This window comes from Xanthomonas dyei, from assembly GCF_002939865.1.
GTDB lineage: Bacteria > Pseudomonadota > Gammaproteobacteria > Xanthomonadales > Xanthomonadaceae > Xanthomonas > Xanthomonas dyei.
Window position 1 is genome coordinate 25,084 of sequence record NZ_MDEE01000031.1, and the last position, 16,327, is coordinate 41,410.

The 16,327-nt window shown below is 65.4% G+C and carries 13 protein-coding genes and 1 other RNA gene; 7 read left to right on the forward strand and 7 right to left on the reverse strand.

Going from position 1 to position 16,327, the window contains the following annotated elements; all coding sequences use genetic code 11:
• Positions 1–42: 42 nt before the first annotated feature.
• Complete coding sequence (locus XdyCFBP7245_RS17355) at positions 43–258, reverse strand: hypothetical protein (protein ID WP_104616762.1); 216 nt, start codon at positions 256–258, stop codon at positions 43–45.
• A gap of 298 nt (positions 259–556) precedes the next feature.
• On the opposite strand from XdyCFBP7245_RS17355, the gene XdyCFBP7245_RS17360 reads away from it, so the two are divergent.
• Positions 557–1,327, forward strand: coding sequence for a transporter substrate-binding domain-containing protein (locus XdyCFBP7245_RS17360; protein WP_104616763.1), 771 nt, complete (start codon positions 557–559; stop codon positions 1,325–1,327).
• A 98-nt stretch (positions 1,328–1,425) separates the two neighbouring features.
• On the opposite strand, the gene XdyCFBP7245_RS17365 is transcribed toward XdyCFBP7245_RS17360, so the two are convergent.
• Complete coding sequence (locus XdyCFBP7245_RS17365; RefSeq protein ID WP_104616764.1) at positions 1,426–2,301, reverse strand: DMT family transporter; 876 nt, start codon at positions 2,299–2,301, stop codon at positions 1,426–1,428.
• A 433-nt stretch (positions 2,302–2,734) separates the two neighbouring features.
• Here XdyCFBP7245_RS17365 and XdyCFBP7245_RS17370 point away from each other — a divergent pair, with 433 nt between their 5' ends.
• Positions 2,735–3,586 carry a class I SAM-dependent methyltransferase gene (locus XdyCFBP7245_RS17370; protein WP_104616784.1) on the forward strand — a complete coding sequence of 284 codons (852 nt, stop codon included), beginning with the start codon at positions 2,735–2,737 and terminating at the stop codon, positions 3,584–3,586.
• Positions 3,587–3,652: 66 nt separating this feature from the next.
• Complete coding sequence (locus XdyCFBP7245_RS17375; protein ID WP_244907844.1) at positions 3,653–4,186, forward strand: hypothetical protein; 534 nt, start codon at positions 3,653–3,655, stop codon at positions 4,184–4,186.
• A gap of 146 nt (positions 4,187–4,332) precedes the next feature.
• On the opposite strand, the gene XdyCFBP7245_RS17380 is transcribed toward XdyCFBP7245_RS17375, so the two are convergent.
• Positions 4,333–4,671 (reverse strand): hypothetical protein, encoded by a 339-nt coding sequence (locus tag XdyCFBP7245_RS17380; RefSeq protein ID WP_104616765.1) that lies wholly within the window; start codon positions 4,669–4,671, stop codon positions 4,333–4,335.
• Positions 4,672–4,979: 308 nt separating this feature from the next.
• Between XdyCFBP7245_RS17380 and XdyCFBP7245_RS17385 the strand changes: the two genes are divergently transcribed.
• Positions 4,980–5,522 carry a hypothetical protein gene (locus tag XdyCFBP7245_RS17385; protein ID WP_104616766.1) on the forward strand — a complete coding sequence of 181 codons (543 nt, stop codon included), beginning with the start codon at positions 4,980–4,982 and terminating at the stop codon, positions 5,520–5,522.
• 80 nt (positions 5,523–5,602) lie between these two features.
• Here XdyCFBP7245_RS17385 and XdyCFBP7245_RS24070 read toward each other — a convergent pair whose 3' ends face one another.
• On the reverse strand, positions 5,603–5,758 hold the full coding sequence (locus XdyCFBP7245_RS24070) for a hypothetical protein (RefSeq protein WP_158255522.1): 156 nt from the start codon (positions 5,756–5,758) through the stop codon (positions 5,603–5,605).
• 81 nt (positions 5,759–5,839) lie between these two features.
• Between XdyCFBP7245_RS24070 and XdyCFBP7245_RS17390 the strand changes: the two genes are divergently transcribed.
• A non-coding RNA gene (locus XdyCFBP7245_RS17390) (sX9 sRNA) lies at positions 5,840–5,915 on the forward strand.
• 177 nt (positions 5,916–6,092) lie between these two features.
• On the opposite strand, the gene XdyCFBP7245_RS17395 is transcribed toward XdyCFBP7245_RS17390, so the two are convergent.
• Complete coding sequence (locus tag XdyCFBP7245_RS17395; RefSeq protein ID WP_372469620.1) at positions 6,093–7,961, reverse strand: tetratricopeptide repeat-containing diguanylate cyclase; 1,869 nt, start codon at positions 7,959–7,961, stop codon at positions 6,093–6,095.
• A 651-nt stretch (positions 7,962–8,612) separates the two neighbouring features.
• Between XdyCFBP7245_RS17395 and XdyCFBP7245_RS17400 the strand changes: the two genes are divergently transcribed.
• Complete coding sequence (locus XdyCFBP7245_RS17400) at positions 8,613–9,704, forward strand: DUF1615 domain-containing protein (RefSeq protein ID WP_104616768.1); 1,092 nt, start codon at positions 8,613–8,615, stop codon at positions 9,702–9,704.
• Between the two features lie 51 nt (positions 9,705–9,755).
• On the opposite strand, the gene XdyCFBP7245_RS17405 is transcribed toward XdyCFBP7245_RS17400, so the two are convergent.
• Positions 9,756–11,189 (reverse strand): GAD-like domain-containing protein, encoded by a 1,434-nt coding sequence (locus tag XdyCFBP7245_RS17405; protein WP_104616769.1) that lies wholly within the window; start codon positions 11,187–11,189, stop codon positions 9,756–9,758.
• 417 nt (positions 11,190–11,606) lie between these two features.
• Here XdyCFBP7245_RS17405 and XdyCFBP7245_RS17410 point away from each other — a divergent pair, with 417 nt between their 5' ends.
• Positions 11,607–13,934, forward strand: coding sequence for a S9 family peptidase (locus tag XdyCFBP7245_RS17410; RefSeq protein WP_104616770.1), 2,328 nt, complete (start codon positions 11,607–11,609; stop codon positions 13,932–13,934).
• Positions 13,935–14,317: 383 nt separating this feature from the next.
• Here the strand turns inward: XdyCFBP7245_RS17410 and XdyCFBP7245_RS17415 are convergent, their stop codons facing one another.
• Positions 14,318–16,288, reverse strand: coding sequence for an alpha/beta hydrolase family protein (locus XdyCFBP7245_RS17415; protein WP_104616771.1), 1,971 nt, complete (start codon positions 16,286–16,288; stop codon positions 14,318–14,320).
• Positions 16,289–16,327: the final 39 nt, after the last annotated feature.

Below are 16,327 nucleotides of genomic sequence, written 5' to 3' on the forward strand. Positions count from 1 at the left end.
CAATCTGCCATCAGCATGGCTGCGCAGCTTGCCATCAAGCCCTCACCCACCAGCAAGGCCACCGCCAACACGTCCGGGCAGCACGTTGCTGTCATCCTCTTCGAGATTGCCCACCTCCTCGCGCAAGCCGCCTTGTTGCGGCGCCTGCTCTTCGACCGGGATCTCGTCCCCGTTCGTCTCCGGATCGGGGGTGCCGTGGGCCAACATGCCTGCCGTGAAGGTGGTCATCGGGCGTGCAGTCCGTGGAGTGAGGTGCATGGGTGGCTCCGTGCGTTCGGGTGATGCATCGACGCTAGGCCGCGCGACGCTACCGGGTTGTGAGACAGACGCCAGTGGCCGTAACGCCGTGTTGACGTGGTGCAGCAACAAGGCGCGGCGGCCACGGACAACGCAGGCAGCGATGCATTCGCCTAGCGTCGCTGTGGATACCGCAATGACCGACCGCAAGCAGCGCTCAGGTGCAGACACATCACATGCCACCGGCTACGTCGCAACGATCCAGCGTGCTGCCCGGCCGACCACCGCTATCATGCGTGCTCATCTTCGAGGCCATGCCATGCGCTATCGCATCCTGCTCGCACTGCTGCTGACCTGCGGTATCGCGTCCGCTGCTCCGCGGGGCTCGCGGCTGGATGCAGTGCTGCACGCCGGCGTGTTGCGGGTGTGCACCACCGGCGACTATCGCCCCTACACCTTGTTGCGCGCCGACGGCAGCTTCGAAGGCAGCGATATCGCGCTGGCGCACTCGCTGGCCGATAGCCTGGGCGTACGGGCTGGCTTTGTGCGCACCAGCTGGCCGCAACTGCTACCGGACCTGCTGGCCGACCGATGCGACATTGCGGTTGGCGGCATTTCGGTGACCTTGCAACGGCAGCGCCAGGCCAGCTTCAGCGCGGTGCTGGATGTGGACGGCAAGATCCCGCTGGTGCGCTGCGCCGACCAGGCACGCTATCGCAGCGTTGCGCAACTCAATCGCCCCGAGGTGCGCGTGGTCGAACCGCCAGGCGGCACCAACGAAGCCTTTGCCCGGCGCGAATTGCCGCGCGCGCAGCTGCGGCTGTTTGCCGACAACACCACCATCTTCCAGGAGCTGCTGGACCAGCGTGCCGACGTCATGATCACCGACGCGTCCGAAGCGCTCTACCAGCAGGCACGGCTCCCCGGCCTATGCGCCGTGGCTCCGGAGCAACCGCTGCAATACAGCGAAAAAGCCTTCCTGCTTCCACGCGACGACAGCGCATGGAAAGCCTATGTGGACCAGTGGCTGCATCTGAGCAAGGCCAGCGGCGAGTATGTTCGTCTTGTTGAGGCCTGGCGGAGGCCTTGAATCGGGAATCGCAAGAGCAAGCCTAAGCTCACCAGAATTTGCGCAGCAACGCCGTTACGATTCCCGATTCCCCATTCCCGCGGCGCACCGCGCCGCCCTCAAACAATCTTGGTCCGCCGCCACCAGCGCGATACCTGTTCTTCGCGGAACAAGGTAAACAGGCCGGCACCTAGAATCAGCGCGATGCCCACGCCCATCGGCCAGTCCAGATGGTCGTGGAACAGAAAGTAGCCGAATGCGATCGCCCACAACATCTGGCTGTATTGCGTGGGCGCCACCACGCTGACCGGCGCCAGCCGCGTGGCGTACATCATGCAAATGGCAGCCAGCCCCGCGAGCAGGCCGTAGCCGGCCAGCAGGCCCCACTGATACAGCGACGGCCATACGAAACTCGGCAGCATCAGGATGCCGCCCATCACCAACGGCCCGATCACGCCGGCACCGTACAGCGTCAAGCGCTTCTCGCCATGTCCGGCCATGCGCAGGGCGATCACCGAGATCGCCCCGACCAGGCCGCACACGATCGCCGCCACATGGCCGTGGGTGAGATGCCGAAAGCCGGGGCGCAGCACGATCAGCACGCCGATGAAACCGACGATCACCGCCGTCCAGCGCCGCCAACGCACTTCTTCCTTGAGAAACACCACCGACAACACGGTGACAAAGATCGGCATCAAGAAGATCAGCGCAAACGCCTCGGCCATCGGCAAGGTGGTGAAGGCGATCACCGAGGTGAGATTGCCGATGGCGCCGGTGAGCGCGCGCAGCAGCCACAATGCCGGTTGCTTGGCCATGACCAGTTCGCGCAGCTGGTCGTCGGGCTTCTTCAGGAACGGCACCGCCAGCAGCATCAGCAAGGCGCCAAGAAACAGCACCTCGTAGACCGGCAGCGTGCCTTCGAGCAGCTTGACGAAGGCATCGCTGATCGAATAAGCCGCATAACACGCAAAACCGAGCAGCACACCTTTGAGCATCACGCGCCTCTTGAATTCGATGACACCCCTCGCGTAAGGAGCGCGGGGAACCGAGCCATTATGCAGGGTGCGTGCGGCCTGTTGGCCGGATGATCTCGCTACCCGGCCCCAAGGCATCCACGTTGGATTGTGCGAAGAGTGCCGACCCAAGCGTCTGGCCGCGCACCCTGACCAGGCGTGCACCACGCACCTGCCAGACCGTGCATCACCGAACTTCCGTGGAGTTCGCGCAAGGACTCGGCAGTCGCGGGACTTGGGCACAACTGCCGTCATCGAAGACCAGACCCGCCCCCTTGGGCACGCACCGCGCTCACGTATCGCCGTTCCCGGGCCAGCGCTTGCAACCGCCGCGATGCATCGCGCATGCATCACCACGTTTTTAAGTCGTCGCCGCGTCGGGTACGATGCCGCGAAGTTCTTCCTTTGCGACCACGTGACCCATTACTCCGGACCGTTGCTCACCCTTCCCGATGCCCAGGCGCTGCTGGCAGCACGCAGCGCCGGCCTTGCCACGTGGACTGGGTCGCTGGATCTGGGCCGCAGCAGCGATAGCGTGCAGCTCGATGCACAGACCTGGCAGTGGCGCGGCATGGGCTTCCCCTATCCGGGCAAGCTCAAGGACCGCACGGTGTATTTCTGGGGAGGCGACGACTTCGCGCCGATCTCGCGCTTTGGCAGTGCGCTGATCAAACTGGTGCCCACCGAATGGGGGGCGCCCACCTTCGAGATCGATGGCATCAAGATGCTGCCGTCTGCGCAGATCTCGCCGTTCGAGGATGCGCGGCGCAAGGTGGCGCTGGTAAACCCGCGCGGCAAGATCGTACTGGACACCTGCGGCGGGCTTGGATACTTCGCGGCCTGCGCGCTGGAAGACGGCGTGGCGCAGTTGCTTTCCTTCGAAAAGAACGCCGACGTGTTGTGGTTACGCACCCTCAACCCGTGGTCGCCCAATCCGGAGGCGGCCGATGCCGACGGGCGCCTGCAGCTTGCGCATGCCGACATATCGCAGCAGATCGCCACGCTGGCGGACGATTCGGTCGACGCCATCCTGCATGACCCACCGCGGTTCGGCATCGCCGGCGAGCTGTATTCGCAGGTGTTCTACGATCACCTGGCGCGCGTGCTGCGCCGTGGCGGGCGGCTGTTTCATTACACCGGTGCACCCAACAAACTCACCAGCGGGCGCGATGTGCCCAATGAAGTGGCCAAGCGCCTGACCAAGGCCGGCTTCGCCGCCCAACTCGCGCTGGATGGCGTGCTCGCCACCCTGCCTGTGCGGCGCTAGTCTCCTCGCCCGGCAATGCCGCCGTGCGGATCTGCGATACTGCACCGCCCTCGACACGGACGTTGCATGCGCACTCGCCTCGGTACTTTCTCTTTGGCCGCGTTGTTGATGGCGCTGTGCGCGCCGGTCTGTGCGCAGACTGCGCCGGCACAGCCCATGTCGGACGTCACCACGCGGTATCCGGTGACCACCGCAACGTTGGCGGGGCGACTGATCCGGCTGGGCGAGCGCGATGGCAAATGCGCCGTGTTGCGCGATGACGAGGCGCTGCCACTGGGCGTGCATGCCCCGTGCTACTTCAGCATCAACCGCGAGCACGGCGCGCAGGTCCACCACTTCAATGGCAGCGACATCGTGCTGGTGCAGCATGCGCGCCCGACCGCACGCGCGGATTGGGACGTCGCACGCGATGGGCCTATCTGCGCATTCGAGTCGCAAGCGGTGCGCGAGGTCGATGGGGTGCTGGAGCCGGGCATCGTTGCCAACTCGTGGCATTGCGATCCCACCGCTGGCGCCGACCAGAAGCAATTTGTCTACAGCTACGACACCTGGCCCAACCGCGACGCGCAACAGCCTGCGCGCAGGCAACGCAGGCCTTAAGGGCGGCGGCATGCACACGTGCGCTGCGGCAACGCACCTGCCGCGTTCGCACGCCGCGTTGGTTGCCACCGCCAACAGATGCGTGCATCCCTGCAACACCTCACTGCATCCGATACGTCACGCGCAGGCGGGTGCTGGCGGGACGATCACCGCGCTCGCCGGCGTTGACGACGTCGACGGCGATGCGACTTCCAGCCGGCATAAGCGAACCAGACGATGACGGCCAACAGCGTGCAGGTCAGCGCGGCATCCCAGCCGATGGAGATCCAGAATCGCTGCGGGTCGCTGTCGGCATAAAAGATCCTGGTCGGGCGACCGCGGATGACGCTGACATAGCGCTGCTTGAAGACCGCATCCAGCAGCAGCCAGAGCCGTCCAACACAAGCGATCGCCACCGCCAGCACCACTGCGCGCACCAGCCATGTCTGGATGGTCGATTCCGCACGGGTGGGCGCCGGTTGCGAGACAGTGCGACGCTTTTTCACCTTGATTCCAGACCGTTGCGGGGCGCGCAGTGTACGTGGGGCAGCGCAAGCGACGCGTCCGGTGACGGTTCCCTGTGCGTGTTGGCAGCGATACGCGCCGCCACTGACCTGTCGTTACAACGTGCATGCACACGGTGTGCGGCTATACTGCCCGCGCAGCGTACGCAGCCGCGTGCATGGAGCGCTCCACGCTGCATTCGTCTCAAGGAAGATGGCCTGCAACACCGCGCTGCCGATGTCCGGACGCTTCCTTGAGTTCCTGCGGGTTTGCCACTGCATGGCAACCGCGTTGTATCAAGGATCTCCCTTTGAAGACGTTCACCACCCTTTTGCTTGTCTCTCTCGGCCTGCTGCTTTCGGCGTGCGGCGGCGGCGCCACCTCCGGCGCATCCAAGCTCTCTTCCAGCGATTACCTGCTGCACAACGTGTCGGTCTGGAACGGCGCCGTGACCATCATCGACCCGTGGGTGTCCGGCGATCGCGGGCAGAGCCTGATCACCGATGCCGTCGCGCACAAGCCGCTGGACAGCTACAAGACCGCACTGGGCAGCCAGCGCAAGGCATTGGCTGCCAATGCGCAGGCCAATACCGCCATGGCTTCGGGCGTGCCGGACAACGCCAAGGACCTGGACACCAAACTGTCGGCGTATCTCAAGAGCGCCGACGCGATGATGGCCGCGCTGGAGCGCGTCGCCTCGTTGCCCAATGGCTACACCAACGCCGAACTGGAGCCGTTGGCCAAGGATCTGGAAGCGGTCTCCACCCAGCTCAACACCGATATGGACGCCTTGAATACCGCCCAGCGCGCGTATTCCACCGAGCACAAGATTCCGCTGCGCGAATCCCGCTAACAACACCTGCGGCCATCGGTCGCCCGCACAGGTCAGCATGGCCTGCGCGGGCGAGCGATGCGCACGCACAGATCAGCAACTCAAACCGATTTCAACGTAATGATTGCGACACCGGCCACTGCATCGCTTGCGATCGCACACGCCATCGACGCCGCCGAGCTGGCGATATCGTCGCAGACAACGACATTCGGCACGGTCGTGGCGTGGATCAGATCCACGGCAAGATAGCTGCCCAAGGGCTCATCGCGGCCGCTAAGAGCAGCTAACAAAACGACTGTGCAGCCGCCAGGCGGGCGCGGCCGGTGCTCGGAATCGGCATGTACCACCCGTACACTCCGGTTTCTCCGCGCCGTCCACACCCACCTGACGACTGCTCGCTACGGTTTGCTAGCCGCTCTAAATCCACGCCGTTCCAGCACCGGGCCGATCTCGGTCCGTGGGGTGATGCGCAGGCCGTCCCGCCCGGATGCCTGCCGCTCGTGCAGCACCCACCGAGCGTATCGGCTCGCCTTACAGCGCTCTCGACGCGCCAGTCACACGTTGCACGCCGCGCCGCGCCGCGCCGCAAGCTCAGCACACCGCCCATTGGTCGCGTCCGGCGGTCTTGGCGGCATACAGCGCCAGATCGGCCTGGCTCAACAGCACGTCCAATCCTGCCGCCGGGGTCACGCTCACCGCGCCCATGCAGAAGCGCACCGGCTGTTCTGCGGGCAAGCCAGGGATCTGGATCGCCGCCACCGCATTGCGCAACCGCGCGAACACCGCCGGGATTTCGTCCGCACCACAGCCCGGCAGCACCAGCAGGAATTCTTCGCCGCCCAGCCGGCCCAGGCGATCCTGGGCGCGCAACGCCAGCAGCGAGGCGCTGGCCAGCGCGGTGAGCACCGCATCGCCGCTGGCATGGCCGTGCACATCGTTGATCAGCTTGAAGTGATCCAGGTCGATCAGCGCCAGCATGCAGGGCGTGTGGGTGCGCAGGGCATGGTCGATCTGTTGCTGCGCCTCGGCGCGGATGGCACGTCGGTTCGGCAGGCCGGTGAGTTCATCGCGCATGGCCAGCCGCGAGAGTTGTCGGCGATGGCGTGCGACAAACGCCAGCACGATCAACGCGCCCACCAGCAGCAGGCACGCGGCGCATAGCGCGACCCACAAGGCGCGCTGACCGGCTTCGCGCGCCTGCAATGCCAGCTGCGCGGTTTCGCTGCGTCGGCGCAACTCGGCATTTTCCGCCTCGCGACGAGCATCTTCATAGCGGGCCTGCAGCCGTAGCATCACCGTGTCGCGCTGGCGATCCAGGTTCTGCGCGCGCAGCGCGTTGGCGCGCTGCAGCTCCTGGTAGGCCTCGGCATGGCGCCCTTCCGCCGCCAGCGCCTGGGCGATGGCATCGACCAGCTCCGCACGCCCGCTCAAGGTCAGGTTCGGGTCGTCGGCCGCCTTGGCCGCGATGATCGCGCTGCCCAGGCTGGGCGACTTCAGCGCGGTCAAGGCCTGCAACAGGATGGCGTGGCAGGCGGCCACCCGGCCGATATTGCCCTGCGCCTGCATCAACGGCAGCGCCTCGCGCGCCATCGCTAGCGCCGCTGCGGCATCGCCGGTCTTGATCAAGGCTTCGCTGGCGCTGGTCAGCGCTGCCGCCACGCCGGCCTGATCGCCCAGCGCACGGCTAAGCGCCAGCGCGCGCCGGAAGTGCAGCAATGCGGCGGCCGGTTGCTGCAGTGCCAGCGTGGCACCGTATTCGTATTCGATCAGGCTGCGCTGAAAGCGCGCCGGCTGGTCGTGCAGGCGCGCCAGGGCGCGTTGCAGGTAATCCTGCGCATCGTTGTCGTCGGCTACGCGGCCTGCGACGCGGCTGGCCAACGACCCCAGCTGGGTCAGGCCATCCAGCTCAACGCTGAGCAGGTGTTCGCGCGTGGCGCATTGGTAGCTGGTCTGCGCGGCGCTCCAGGCTTCGTCGCTGCTGCCGGAGGCCAGCATGCTCCACATGTCGACCGCTTCGATTTCGCACAACAGATCGCTGCGCCGCAACGCGCGCGCCTGCTGACGTAAGCCGTTCAGCCGCGCCACCATGCTGCGGTTGGGGTTTTCGCGCACGTCGCTGAGCGCCTGCACGATGTCTAGCCATAGCCGCGCCTGCGCCGCATTGCCATGCAATTGGTCCAGCAGGCCGTGGGCCTGGGTGAGCGCGGCCTGGCGCGCCTCGCTGTCTTCCAGCGAGATCAACACGCGCGACTGCGCCAGCAGCGCCCAGAACTGCGCATCGCGGTCGCCATCGACGCGCGCCTGTTGCAGCGCACGCTGGGACATCTGCAACGCCCGCATCGGGTCGTCGAGCGTGGCCAATTCAATGGTTTTCCAGGGTTGCGGCTGCGCCCAGGCCACAACGCCGACCGACAACGACAAGCACGCAGCGAGCAGGCGGCGCCAGACCATCGCAGGCATGCTCATTGGCGTATCACGGGGAGGGTGGACCACACTGCATGCGCACGCTCTCCACGGCACGGCACCTGAGCTGGCCGGGGCTAGCTGTTTGCTGCGGCATCTGAAGGCACTCCCGTGGTCGGACAGCGGTGGAATCGCGTGAGCTGCGCGGCGATGCGCGCGCTCGATGTCGTACGGCTGCAAGGGTGACCGGCGAACACGGCAGACGCCGTGATCGCTTTTGATGGTCGAGCCCGTTATCGGCCGGGATGCGCAAGTCTTGAATCCGGTCGATGACGCGGTTGGGCGCGCAGGGTGGCCGGCAGGCCGAGCGAGCAGGCGTTCGGCGCACGGGATGCAACGGCGTTGCGAGTGGGCGCGGTTGATTTGCGACGCGCACTCCCAGGTCCCCGTTCTGTCAGCGCTGCGTGCCTGCAAGCGCTGCGTGGGCCGCAGTGGATGCGGGACGAGCGCTTGGGATCGATACGGGCTTGCTACCGCACGCGATGCCGATGCCACACCAGGCACCACGATCGGGCGGCCACGGTCTGACGACAATGGCCACGCCACAGCGCGCGGCCATTGTCGCTTGGCAGCCACATGACGGACGCCACGGCGCGGCCACGTAAACTCCGGCACGGCAGCTGCCGCCCCTGATCGTCTGGAGACGCCGTGACCTTGCCCCTGCCCCGCCTGCTCACCCTGATCGCCATCGCGCTGCTGTCGGCCTGCGCCACCCAGGCGCCGCGTGCGCCGCAGCGCTCGCCGGAGGCGGTCAAGGCCGACATCGCACGGCGCCTGCCGGCCAACCTGCCCGATCGCAACGGCTGGGCCAACGATGTGTATGTCGCGCTGTCGTCGCAGGCACTGGACACCAGCGCCGAGCACATCTGCGCCGTGCTGGCGGTGACCGAGCAGGAATCGACTTACCAGGCAAACCCCGCGGTGCCCAACCTGGGCAAGATCTCGCGCGCGGAAATCGACCGCCGCGCCAGTGCGCACCACATCCCGGCTTTCATGGTCGATGCCGCCCTGCGCATCACCTCGCCGGATGGCCGCAGTTACGCCACCCGTATCGCCGCGGCGCGTACCGAGCAGGAACTGAGCCGCATCTTCGAAGACTTCACCGGCAGCGTGCCGCTGGGCGCGCGCCTGTTCGACGGGCTCAATCCGGTGCATACCGCCGGGCCGATGCAGGTGAGCATCGCCTTCGCCGAACAACATGCCGCACGCTACCCGTATCCGCCCGACAGCTCGGTCCGCCACGAGGTGTTCAGCCGCCGTGGCGGGCTGTGGTTCGGCACCACCCATCTGCTGGGCTACCCCACGACCTACGATGCGCTGCTGTATCGATTTGCCGACTTCAACGCCGGTTGGTATGCCAGCCGCAATGCCGCGTTTCAGGCCGCACTGAGCAAGGCCAGCGGCATCGCGCTCGCACTGGACGGCGACCTGCTCACGCCCGGCGCCAGCCTGGAGTCACCCGGTGGCACCGAGCGCGCGGTGCGCTCGCTGGGCAGCCAGCTGGCGCTGAGCGACCGCCAGATCCGCAGTGCGCTGGAAGCCGGCAACACGCTGGAGTTCGAACAAAGCGCCCTGTATCGCCAGGTGTTCGCGCTGGCCGACCGCAGCGCCGGCAAGGCCTTGCCGCGTGCGGTGCTGCCCGGCATCACCCTGGATAGCCCCAAGATCACCCGCACGCTGACCACTGCCTGGTTTGCGCAGCGGGTCAATGAGCGCTGGACGCGCTGCATGAGCAAGTAAGCGACTGGCTTGGCAGCGCTGCGAGCACGGCCTGCGCAGCGCACCGGGATCTCATTCCCCGCTCAGGCGGCTGGTCAACACATCGCCCACAACAGGACCCTGTTCGAGCTTGCCATCGCGACCGCGTTGATAGTTGATGCCGACCCGACAGGCTGCAGGGTGCATCTCCCAGACCCAGCCATACAGGCCACGCCCCGTGTCTGGCGGCGAGCGCAGCGGCATGTTCATACGCAGCCCATCGTCTTGGCCTCGGTCCAGTGTGCACATGACGGTGCCGGCGCCGTCGTCTTCAGCGTCGGGGTCGACGTCGTCCACATGGGTGATGGTGGCGATGATCGCTTCGGCATTCACCCGTTGCTGTAACGCGCGTGGAAGGTCGGCAAGCGGCGGCGCAGCGCGTCCATCGGATGGCTCCTCGACAAATGCATCACTCAACCTCACCTTGCGAAAGTAGTACTCGCTGCGGCCCAGCGTGTTCGAGCCATCCATGGCCGTTGCCATGTCTGCCAGTTCGTCGCTACGCAACAGAAACATGTCGGTACCCGAGCGCATGACCACCAGCTGCGCATCGTTGGCATCGCTACCACTCGAGTCGCTGCGCAACCGGATGTCCAGCGTCACGTGTTCGTCGCCCATCTCGGTATGCGTCACCGCATAGCGGCCCGCATACGCACGCACATTGGTGCGTGCAAGACTGCGATGATCGATTTTCCAGAACAGCAGGCGATACTGGCCGTTGGGCTCGAGCGCCAGCATGCGATGCCAATCGATATACGACGACAGGTACACGCCGTGCAGATCGTTGCCGGAGTGTGGCGCGTTGAAGATGCCCTCAAACAGAGAGCGCTGCTCTGCGGGCAATGCGTCGCCATTGGTCGTCGGTGCATCGGCGACGGTTGCAGGGCCGTCGACAGCATCGCGAAGCCGGCTGTGCAGCGCCAACGCATCGACCTTGTTGACCCGCAACATCTGCATCGAAAACAGCATCTGATCGATCTCGTAGACCTCGCCCGCAGCCAGTGCGCCGCACTCTTTGCGCGCGGCGGCGAGCAGGGCCGATGGGATCAGGGAGTCGCAGAATTCCGCCTCGCACAGGGACTGGTTGAAGAAGTCGTCCAGGCTCCAGCTCAGGTCAGCGGCGGCTTTGGAGACCGGGTCCAGGTAGACCACGTCTTCGTCGGTGGCGGTCAGCTTGCGGTAGTACAGCAGCGCGCCGAAGGGGGTGAGCGCAATCGGAATACGCCGCACCGCATCGGGTGGCGAGACGATCCAGCGATCCAGCACCGGTTGCCATTGCCGGGGGTCGATCAGCGCGAGTTGCATGTCGCCATAGTGCCCCAGTCCTTTTTGGCGCCAGAGTTCAAGCAGGCTGGCAGGCAGCACCGGCGCATAGGCGGCAATCAGATCCGCCGGGGCAGGCTGCGTCTTGCGCGGCGGGTGTGCCTTGATAAAGGGGGACAGTGCCAAGCGGCGGAACCATGACATCAGACGGCCTCCAGTCAACGTTGCGTGCGTTCAGTAAACCCAAATCGTGCCGCATGGCACTGTGTGGACGCCGAGAAACTTATTGCATAGCGTGACATTCCCGTCGTCAGTGGCTGGCCGATCACGCAGCGCGCGTGCGGTCCACGGGTGTGATCTCCCTCGATGGGCATCGCGCTCGACGAACCTCACGGTCACGCTGTGGCGGTGCCGGGCCGGGCGATCCGCTCGGCAACCGCTCGATCACAGGTCCGCCCCGCGTCGGCCACGCTCACTCGGTCGCCCAAACGCGTGCGGCCTGCCACCGTCGAAAACGGCGCAGACACGACTTCTGGCAGAGGCACCCGGCCCACGTGGCAGGTAGCATCGGACGGTCGCGCCGGCCGCATTGCGCGCTCCTTTCGTCCCGGAGAGTCTTTCATGCCCACCCCGTTTCCGATGCGGCAGCTGTTCGCCGCCCTCGCCCTGGCCGTCCTGCCGGTCATCGCCAGTGCGCAGCCGCCCAGCGTCACCGAGGCCGACTATGCGCGCGCCGAGCGTCTGATCAGCTACCTCACCCAGCCATTGGTCGATCACACCGCCTCACGCATCGACTGGCTGGACGCCACCCACCTGGTCTATGTCGACCACGATGCCAAGGGCGATCGGCTGCTGCAGCTGGATACCGCCACCGGCAAGACCGCACCGATCTTCAAACAGTCCGCGCTGGTCGCTTCGCTTAACACGCTATTGAAGACCGGCGACAAACCGCTCAAGGCCGACACCTTCGCGCCGGTGGTCAAGGTCACCGCCGATGGTCGTTACCGCTTCGATGTGCGCGATACCGCCGTGGTCTGCGATGCGCGTGCGCGTTGTAGCAAGCTGTACGCCAAGGACAAACCGGAACCTGGCGTCTTGTCGCCGGACAAGCGCAGTGAGGCCTTCATTCGCGACTGGAACCTGTGGGTACGCGATCTGGCCAGCGGCCAGGAAACCCAGCTCACCCGCGATGGCGTGGAAAATTTCGGCTACGCCACCGACAACGCCGGCTGGCAGCACAGCGATCGCGCCATCGTGGCGTGGTCGCCGGACTCGCGCAAAATAGCGACATTCCAGCAGGACCAGCGCAAGACCGGCGACATGTACCTGGTCAGTACCAAGCTCGGTCACCCCGAGCTGCAGGCATGGAAATACCCGCTGGCCGGCGACAAGGACGTGACCATGATCGAGCGCGTCATCATCGATGTGCCATCGCGCAGCGTGGTGCGGTTGAAGATGCCGCCGGACCAACACCGCTCCACCTTGTGCGATGACGTCAGCTGCGGCAACGATGGCGCCTGGGACGATGCAAAATGGGCACCCGACGGCAAGACGCTGGCATTCGCCTCCACCTCGCGCTTCCACAAGCAGACCTGGTTCCGCATCGCCGATGCCGCCACCGGCGAGGTCCGCACCGCGTTCGACGAAACCGCCAAGACCTATTACGAAAGCGGCCAGGTGGCCGCCAACTGGGCGTATCTGCCGGCCAGCAATGAGGCGGTGTGGTTTTCCGAGCGCAGCGATTGGGGCCAGCTGTTTCTCTACGACCTGCGCACCGGCAAGCCCAAGCACGCCATCACCACTGGCCAAGGCAACGTCACCGAGCTATTGCGCGTAGACCCGGCGACACGCACCGCCTGGTTCATGGCAGTCGGCCGTTCGCCGGGCGTGGACCCGTATTACCAGCAGCTGTGGAAGGTGAGCCTGGATGGCGGCGCGCCGGTATTGCTCACGCCGGAAGTGGCCGACCACAGCGTCGCGCTATCGCCCGATGGTGCGCGCTTTGTCGATACCTATTCCACCTCGCTGACGCCACCGGTCACGCTGCTGCGCGACGCCGCCGACGGCCGCAGCATCAGCACGATAGCCACTGCCGACATCACCCGCCTCAAGGCCGCCGGCTGGGTGCCGCCGGAGCCGATCACGGTCAAGGCGCGCGATGGCAAGACCACGCTGTACGGGTTGATGTTCAAGCCCAGCAACTTCGACGCCAGCCGCACGTATCCGGTCATCGATTACATCTACCCCGGCCCGCAGACCGGCTCGGTCCGCGGCCGCGGGTTCTATGCCGGCCATGGCGACAATCAATCGCTGGCCGAACTCGGTTTCATTGTCATCGCCATCGACGGCATGGGCACGCCGTGGCGCTCCAAGGCCTTCCACGACACCTGGTACGGCGACATGGGCGACAACACCTTGCCCGACCAGGTCGCCGGACTGAAGGAACTGGGGCAGCGCTACCCATGGATGGACCTTACCCGTGTCGGCATCTGGGGGCATTCCGGCGGCGGCAACGCCTCCACCGGCGCAATGCTGCGCTACCCCGACTTCTTCAAGGTGGCGTGGTCGGAAAGCGGCAACCACGACAACCGCGGCTACGAAGACGACTGGGCGGAGAAGTACCACGGCGAGCACATCGTCAACAAAGACGGCACCTCCAACTACGACGACCAGGCCAACGCCACGCACGCCAGCAAGCTCAAAGGCAGGCTGATGCTGGTGCACGGCACGCTGGACGACAACGTGCCGCCGTATCTCACCCTGCTGGTGGCCGATGCGCTGATCAAGGCCAACAAGAACTTCGACATGCTGATGCTGCCCAACGCCAAACACGGCTACGGCGAGATGACCCCGTATGTCACCCGCCGCCGCTGGGATTATTTCGTGCAATACCTGCTCGGTGCCACGCCGCCGGCGCAGTATCAAATGAAGCCTGTGCCGGAGAGGTGATTGATGCTGGACACGGCATCGTCGACCATCGACGGTGCCGTGCTGCCAGAGCAATTAAAGGGGGGAAGTGCACAGGAAAGCGGTGATGCAGCTGGCCTGCTCCGTCGTGCAGCAGCTGTCTAATGCGCAACATGAGATTCGCAATGCACCCGAGCATCGCTCGCACAAACCTGCAAAGCCCCAAAAACCGTAGGAGCGGCGCCGGCCGCGATGCCTTACCTGTAGACCCGTAGCCCCCCAACACAGCAACCCAGCAACGCGAAAAAATGCAGGCGCAATGCGCAATGCGCAATGCAGCTAGCGCATCAAGCTTCACGCACCACCACAGCAAGCGCTCTCGATAACGCGCCCCATCAGGCAACACCTGATGGGACGCCAACCGATTACTTCGCCGTCGCACCACCCAGCTGCTTGCTCAAGAACGCCAGCAAGCGCGTGTAGTACTCTCGTCGATGCGCTTCGGTGTAGAAGCCGTGACCCTCGTTGGGGAAGTACAGCGACTCCACCGGCACGCCGGCGCCCTTCAACGCGCGCTCCATGGCCTTGGTATGTTCGATCGGCGCGCGCTCGTCCTTGCCGCCGGCCGCCAGAAACACCGGTACATTGATCTGCCGTGCCAAGGTCACCGGCGAGCGCGCAGCCAAGGTGTCGCGTGCGCCCAGCCAATCGACCGTCCAGTTCTTGGCCCAACGCGCGGAGCGCCCGGTATCGCGCGCCATCATGTCCAGATCGTAGACGCCCACATAACCGGCCGCGCAGCGATACAGCGCCGGCTCCTTGGCCACGCCCATCAGCGCTGCATAGCCGCCGTAGCTGGCACCATAGATGCAGATGCGCGATGCGTCGGCAATACCGGCGCCGATGGCCCAGCGGGTGGCATCGGTGACATCGTCCTGCATGCGTCCGCCCCACTCCTTGGCACCGGCCTGGGTAAACGCGTCGCCATAGTTGGCCGAGCCGCGGTAGTTGACGCGCAGCACCGCGTAACCGGCTGCCGCCAGCAACTGAGTATCGTCATCGAACTCCCATTTATCGAAGATCCCGAACGGGCCGCCATGCGGCATCACGATCAACGGTAGCGGCGTGCCGGCTTGCGCATGCAATGGCTGGGTCAGGTAGCCATGCAGCACCAGGCCATCGCGCGCCTTGAAGCTCACCTGCCTGGTCGCCGGCACTCCATCGGGCGGAAACCATTCGCGACGGCTGAACACGCGGTCGGCCTTCTTGCTGACCGTGTCGAACAGATAGTAATCGCCGTTGTTGCGATCGCTCCACACATACACCAGCACCAGACGGCGATCGCTGGTGGCCGAGGTGATATAGACCGCGTTGCCGTCGAAGGCTTTTTCCAGGCTGCGATACAACTTGGCGGTGGGCGCTGTTTCGTCGAAGAAGCGATTGCGCACGCGATCGCTCATATACGACGCACCGATCGGCGTGGTGCCGTCCAGATCGCGCAGGATGTGATACGGGTCCACGGTATCGTCGTGCAAGAGCGGTGTTGCCTTGCTGGTTGCCGGGTCCCACGCCACCAGCACGTCGGTGCCGGCGGCCTGCTCCACCTGCAGATAAGCGCGGCTGCCATCGGCGGAAAAACCCAGCGGAAACTCACGCCGTTTGCTGGTGGCCGCATCGTTGATCAGCCGCCACGGCGCGTCGTCGTTGTCGCGGTAATACAGCTTGCTGACGTTGCTGATGTCCAGGCCGTTGGCAAAGCGAATACGTCCTTGCTGGTCGGTCACAAACCCTGCCCGACGGACCGGCGAGGTCGCCACGGTCGTGCGCCGGCCGGTCTGGATATCCAGCTTGTCGATGCGGACGTTGGGATCGCCCACGAACGGAACCGCCGATACCAGGATGTTGCGCGTGTCGCCCGGCAAGGTGTCCAGCATGTAGGTCGCCGGGTCCAGGTCCATCTTCAACTGCGCGCCGTTGATGTCCGGATTGGTCCCATACGGGCTGGCCAACAGCCGGCCATTCTTGCCGTCGGCATCGATGGCATGCAGCTGGCCGATGGCCACCGGCTCGTCGCGCGAGCCCAGCCGCTGCGCCATCGACACCACGATGCGCTCATCGCTGGCCCACCAGAAATCGTCCACCACGCTGTTGACGCCGCCGGTGACCTTGGCCGTGGCCACCTTGTCCTGCCGCCGCACGATGCCCAGCACGGTGCGATCTTCCAGCGGCATGGTCAGTGCGAAATACGCACCGGACGGTGAGATCTTGATCCGCTCGAACTGGTCGCTCTTGAGATACGGCGCCAGATCCACGGTTTCCGACGCGCTCTGCGCATATCCCGGGCTTACGACCGCCCACGCCAGCACACTCAGCACGCCTATCGTCCAACCACGCATAGTGCCACCACGACCTGTCCTTGAGAGTCGCATGGTGGC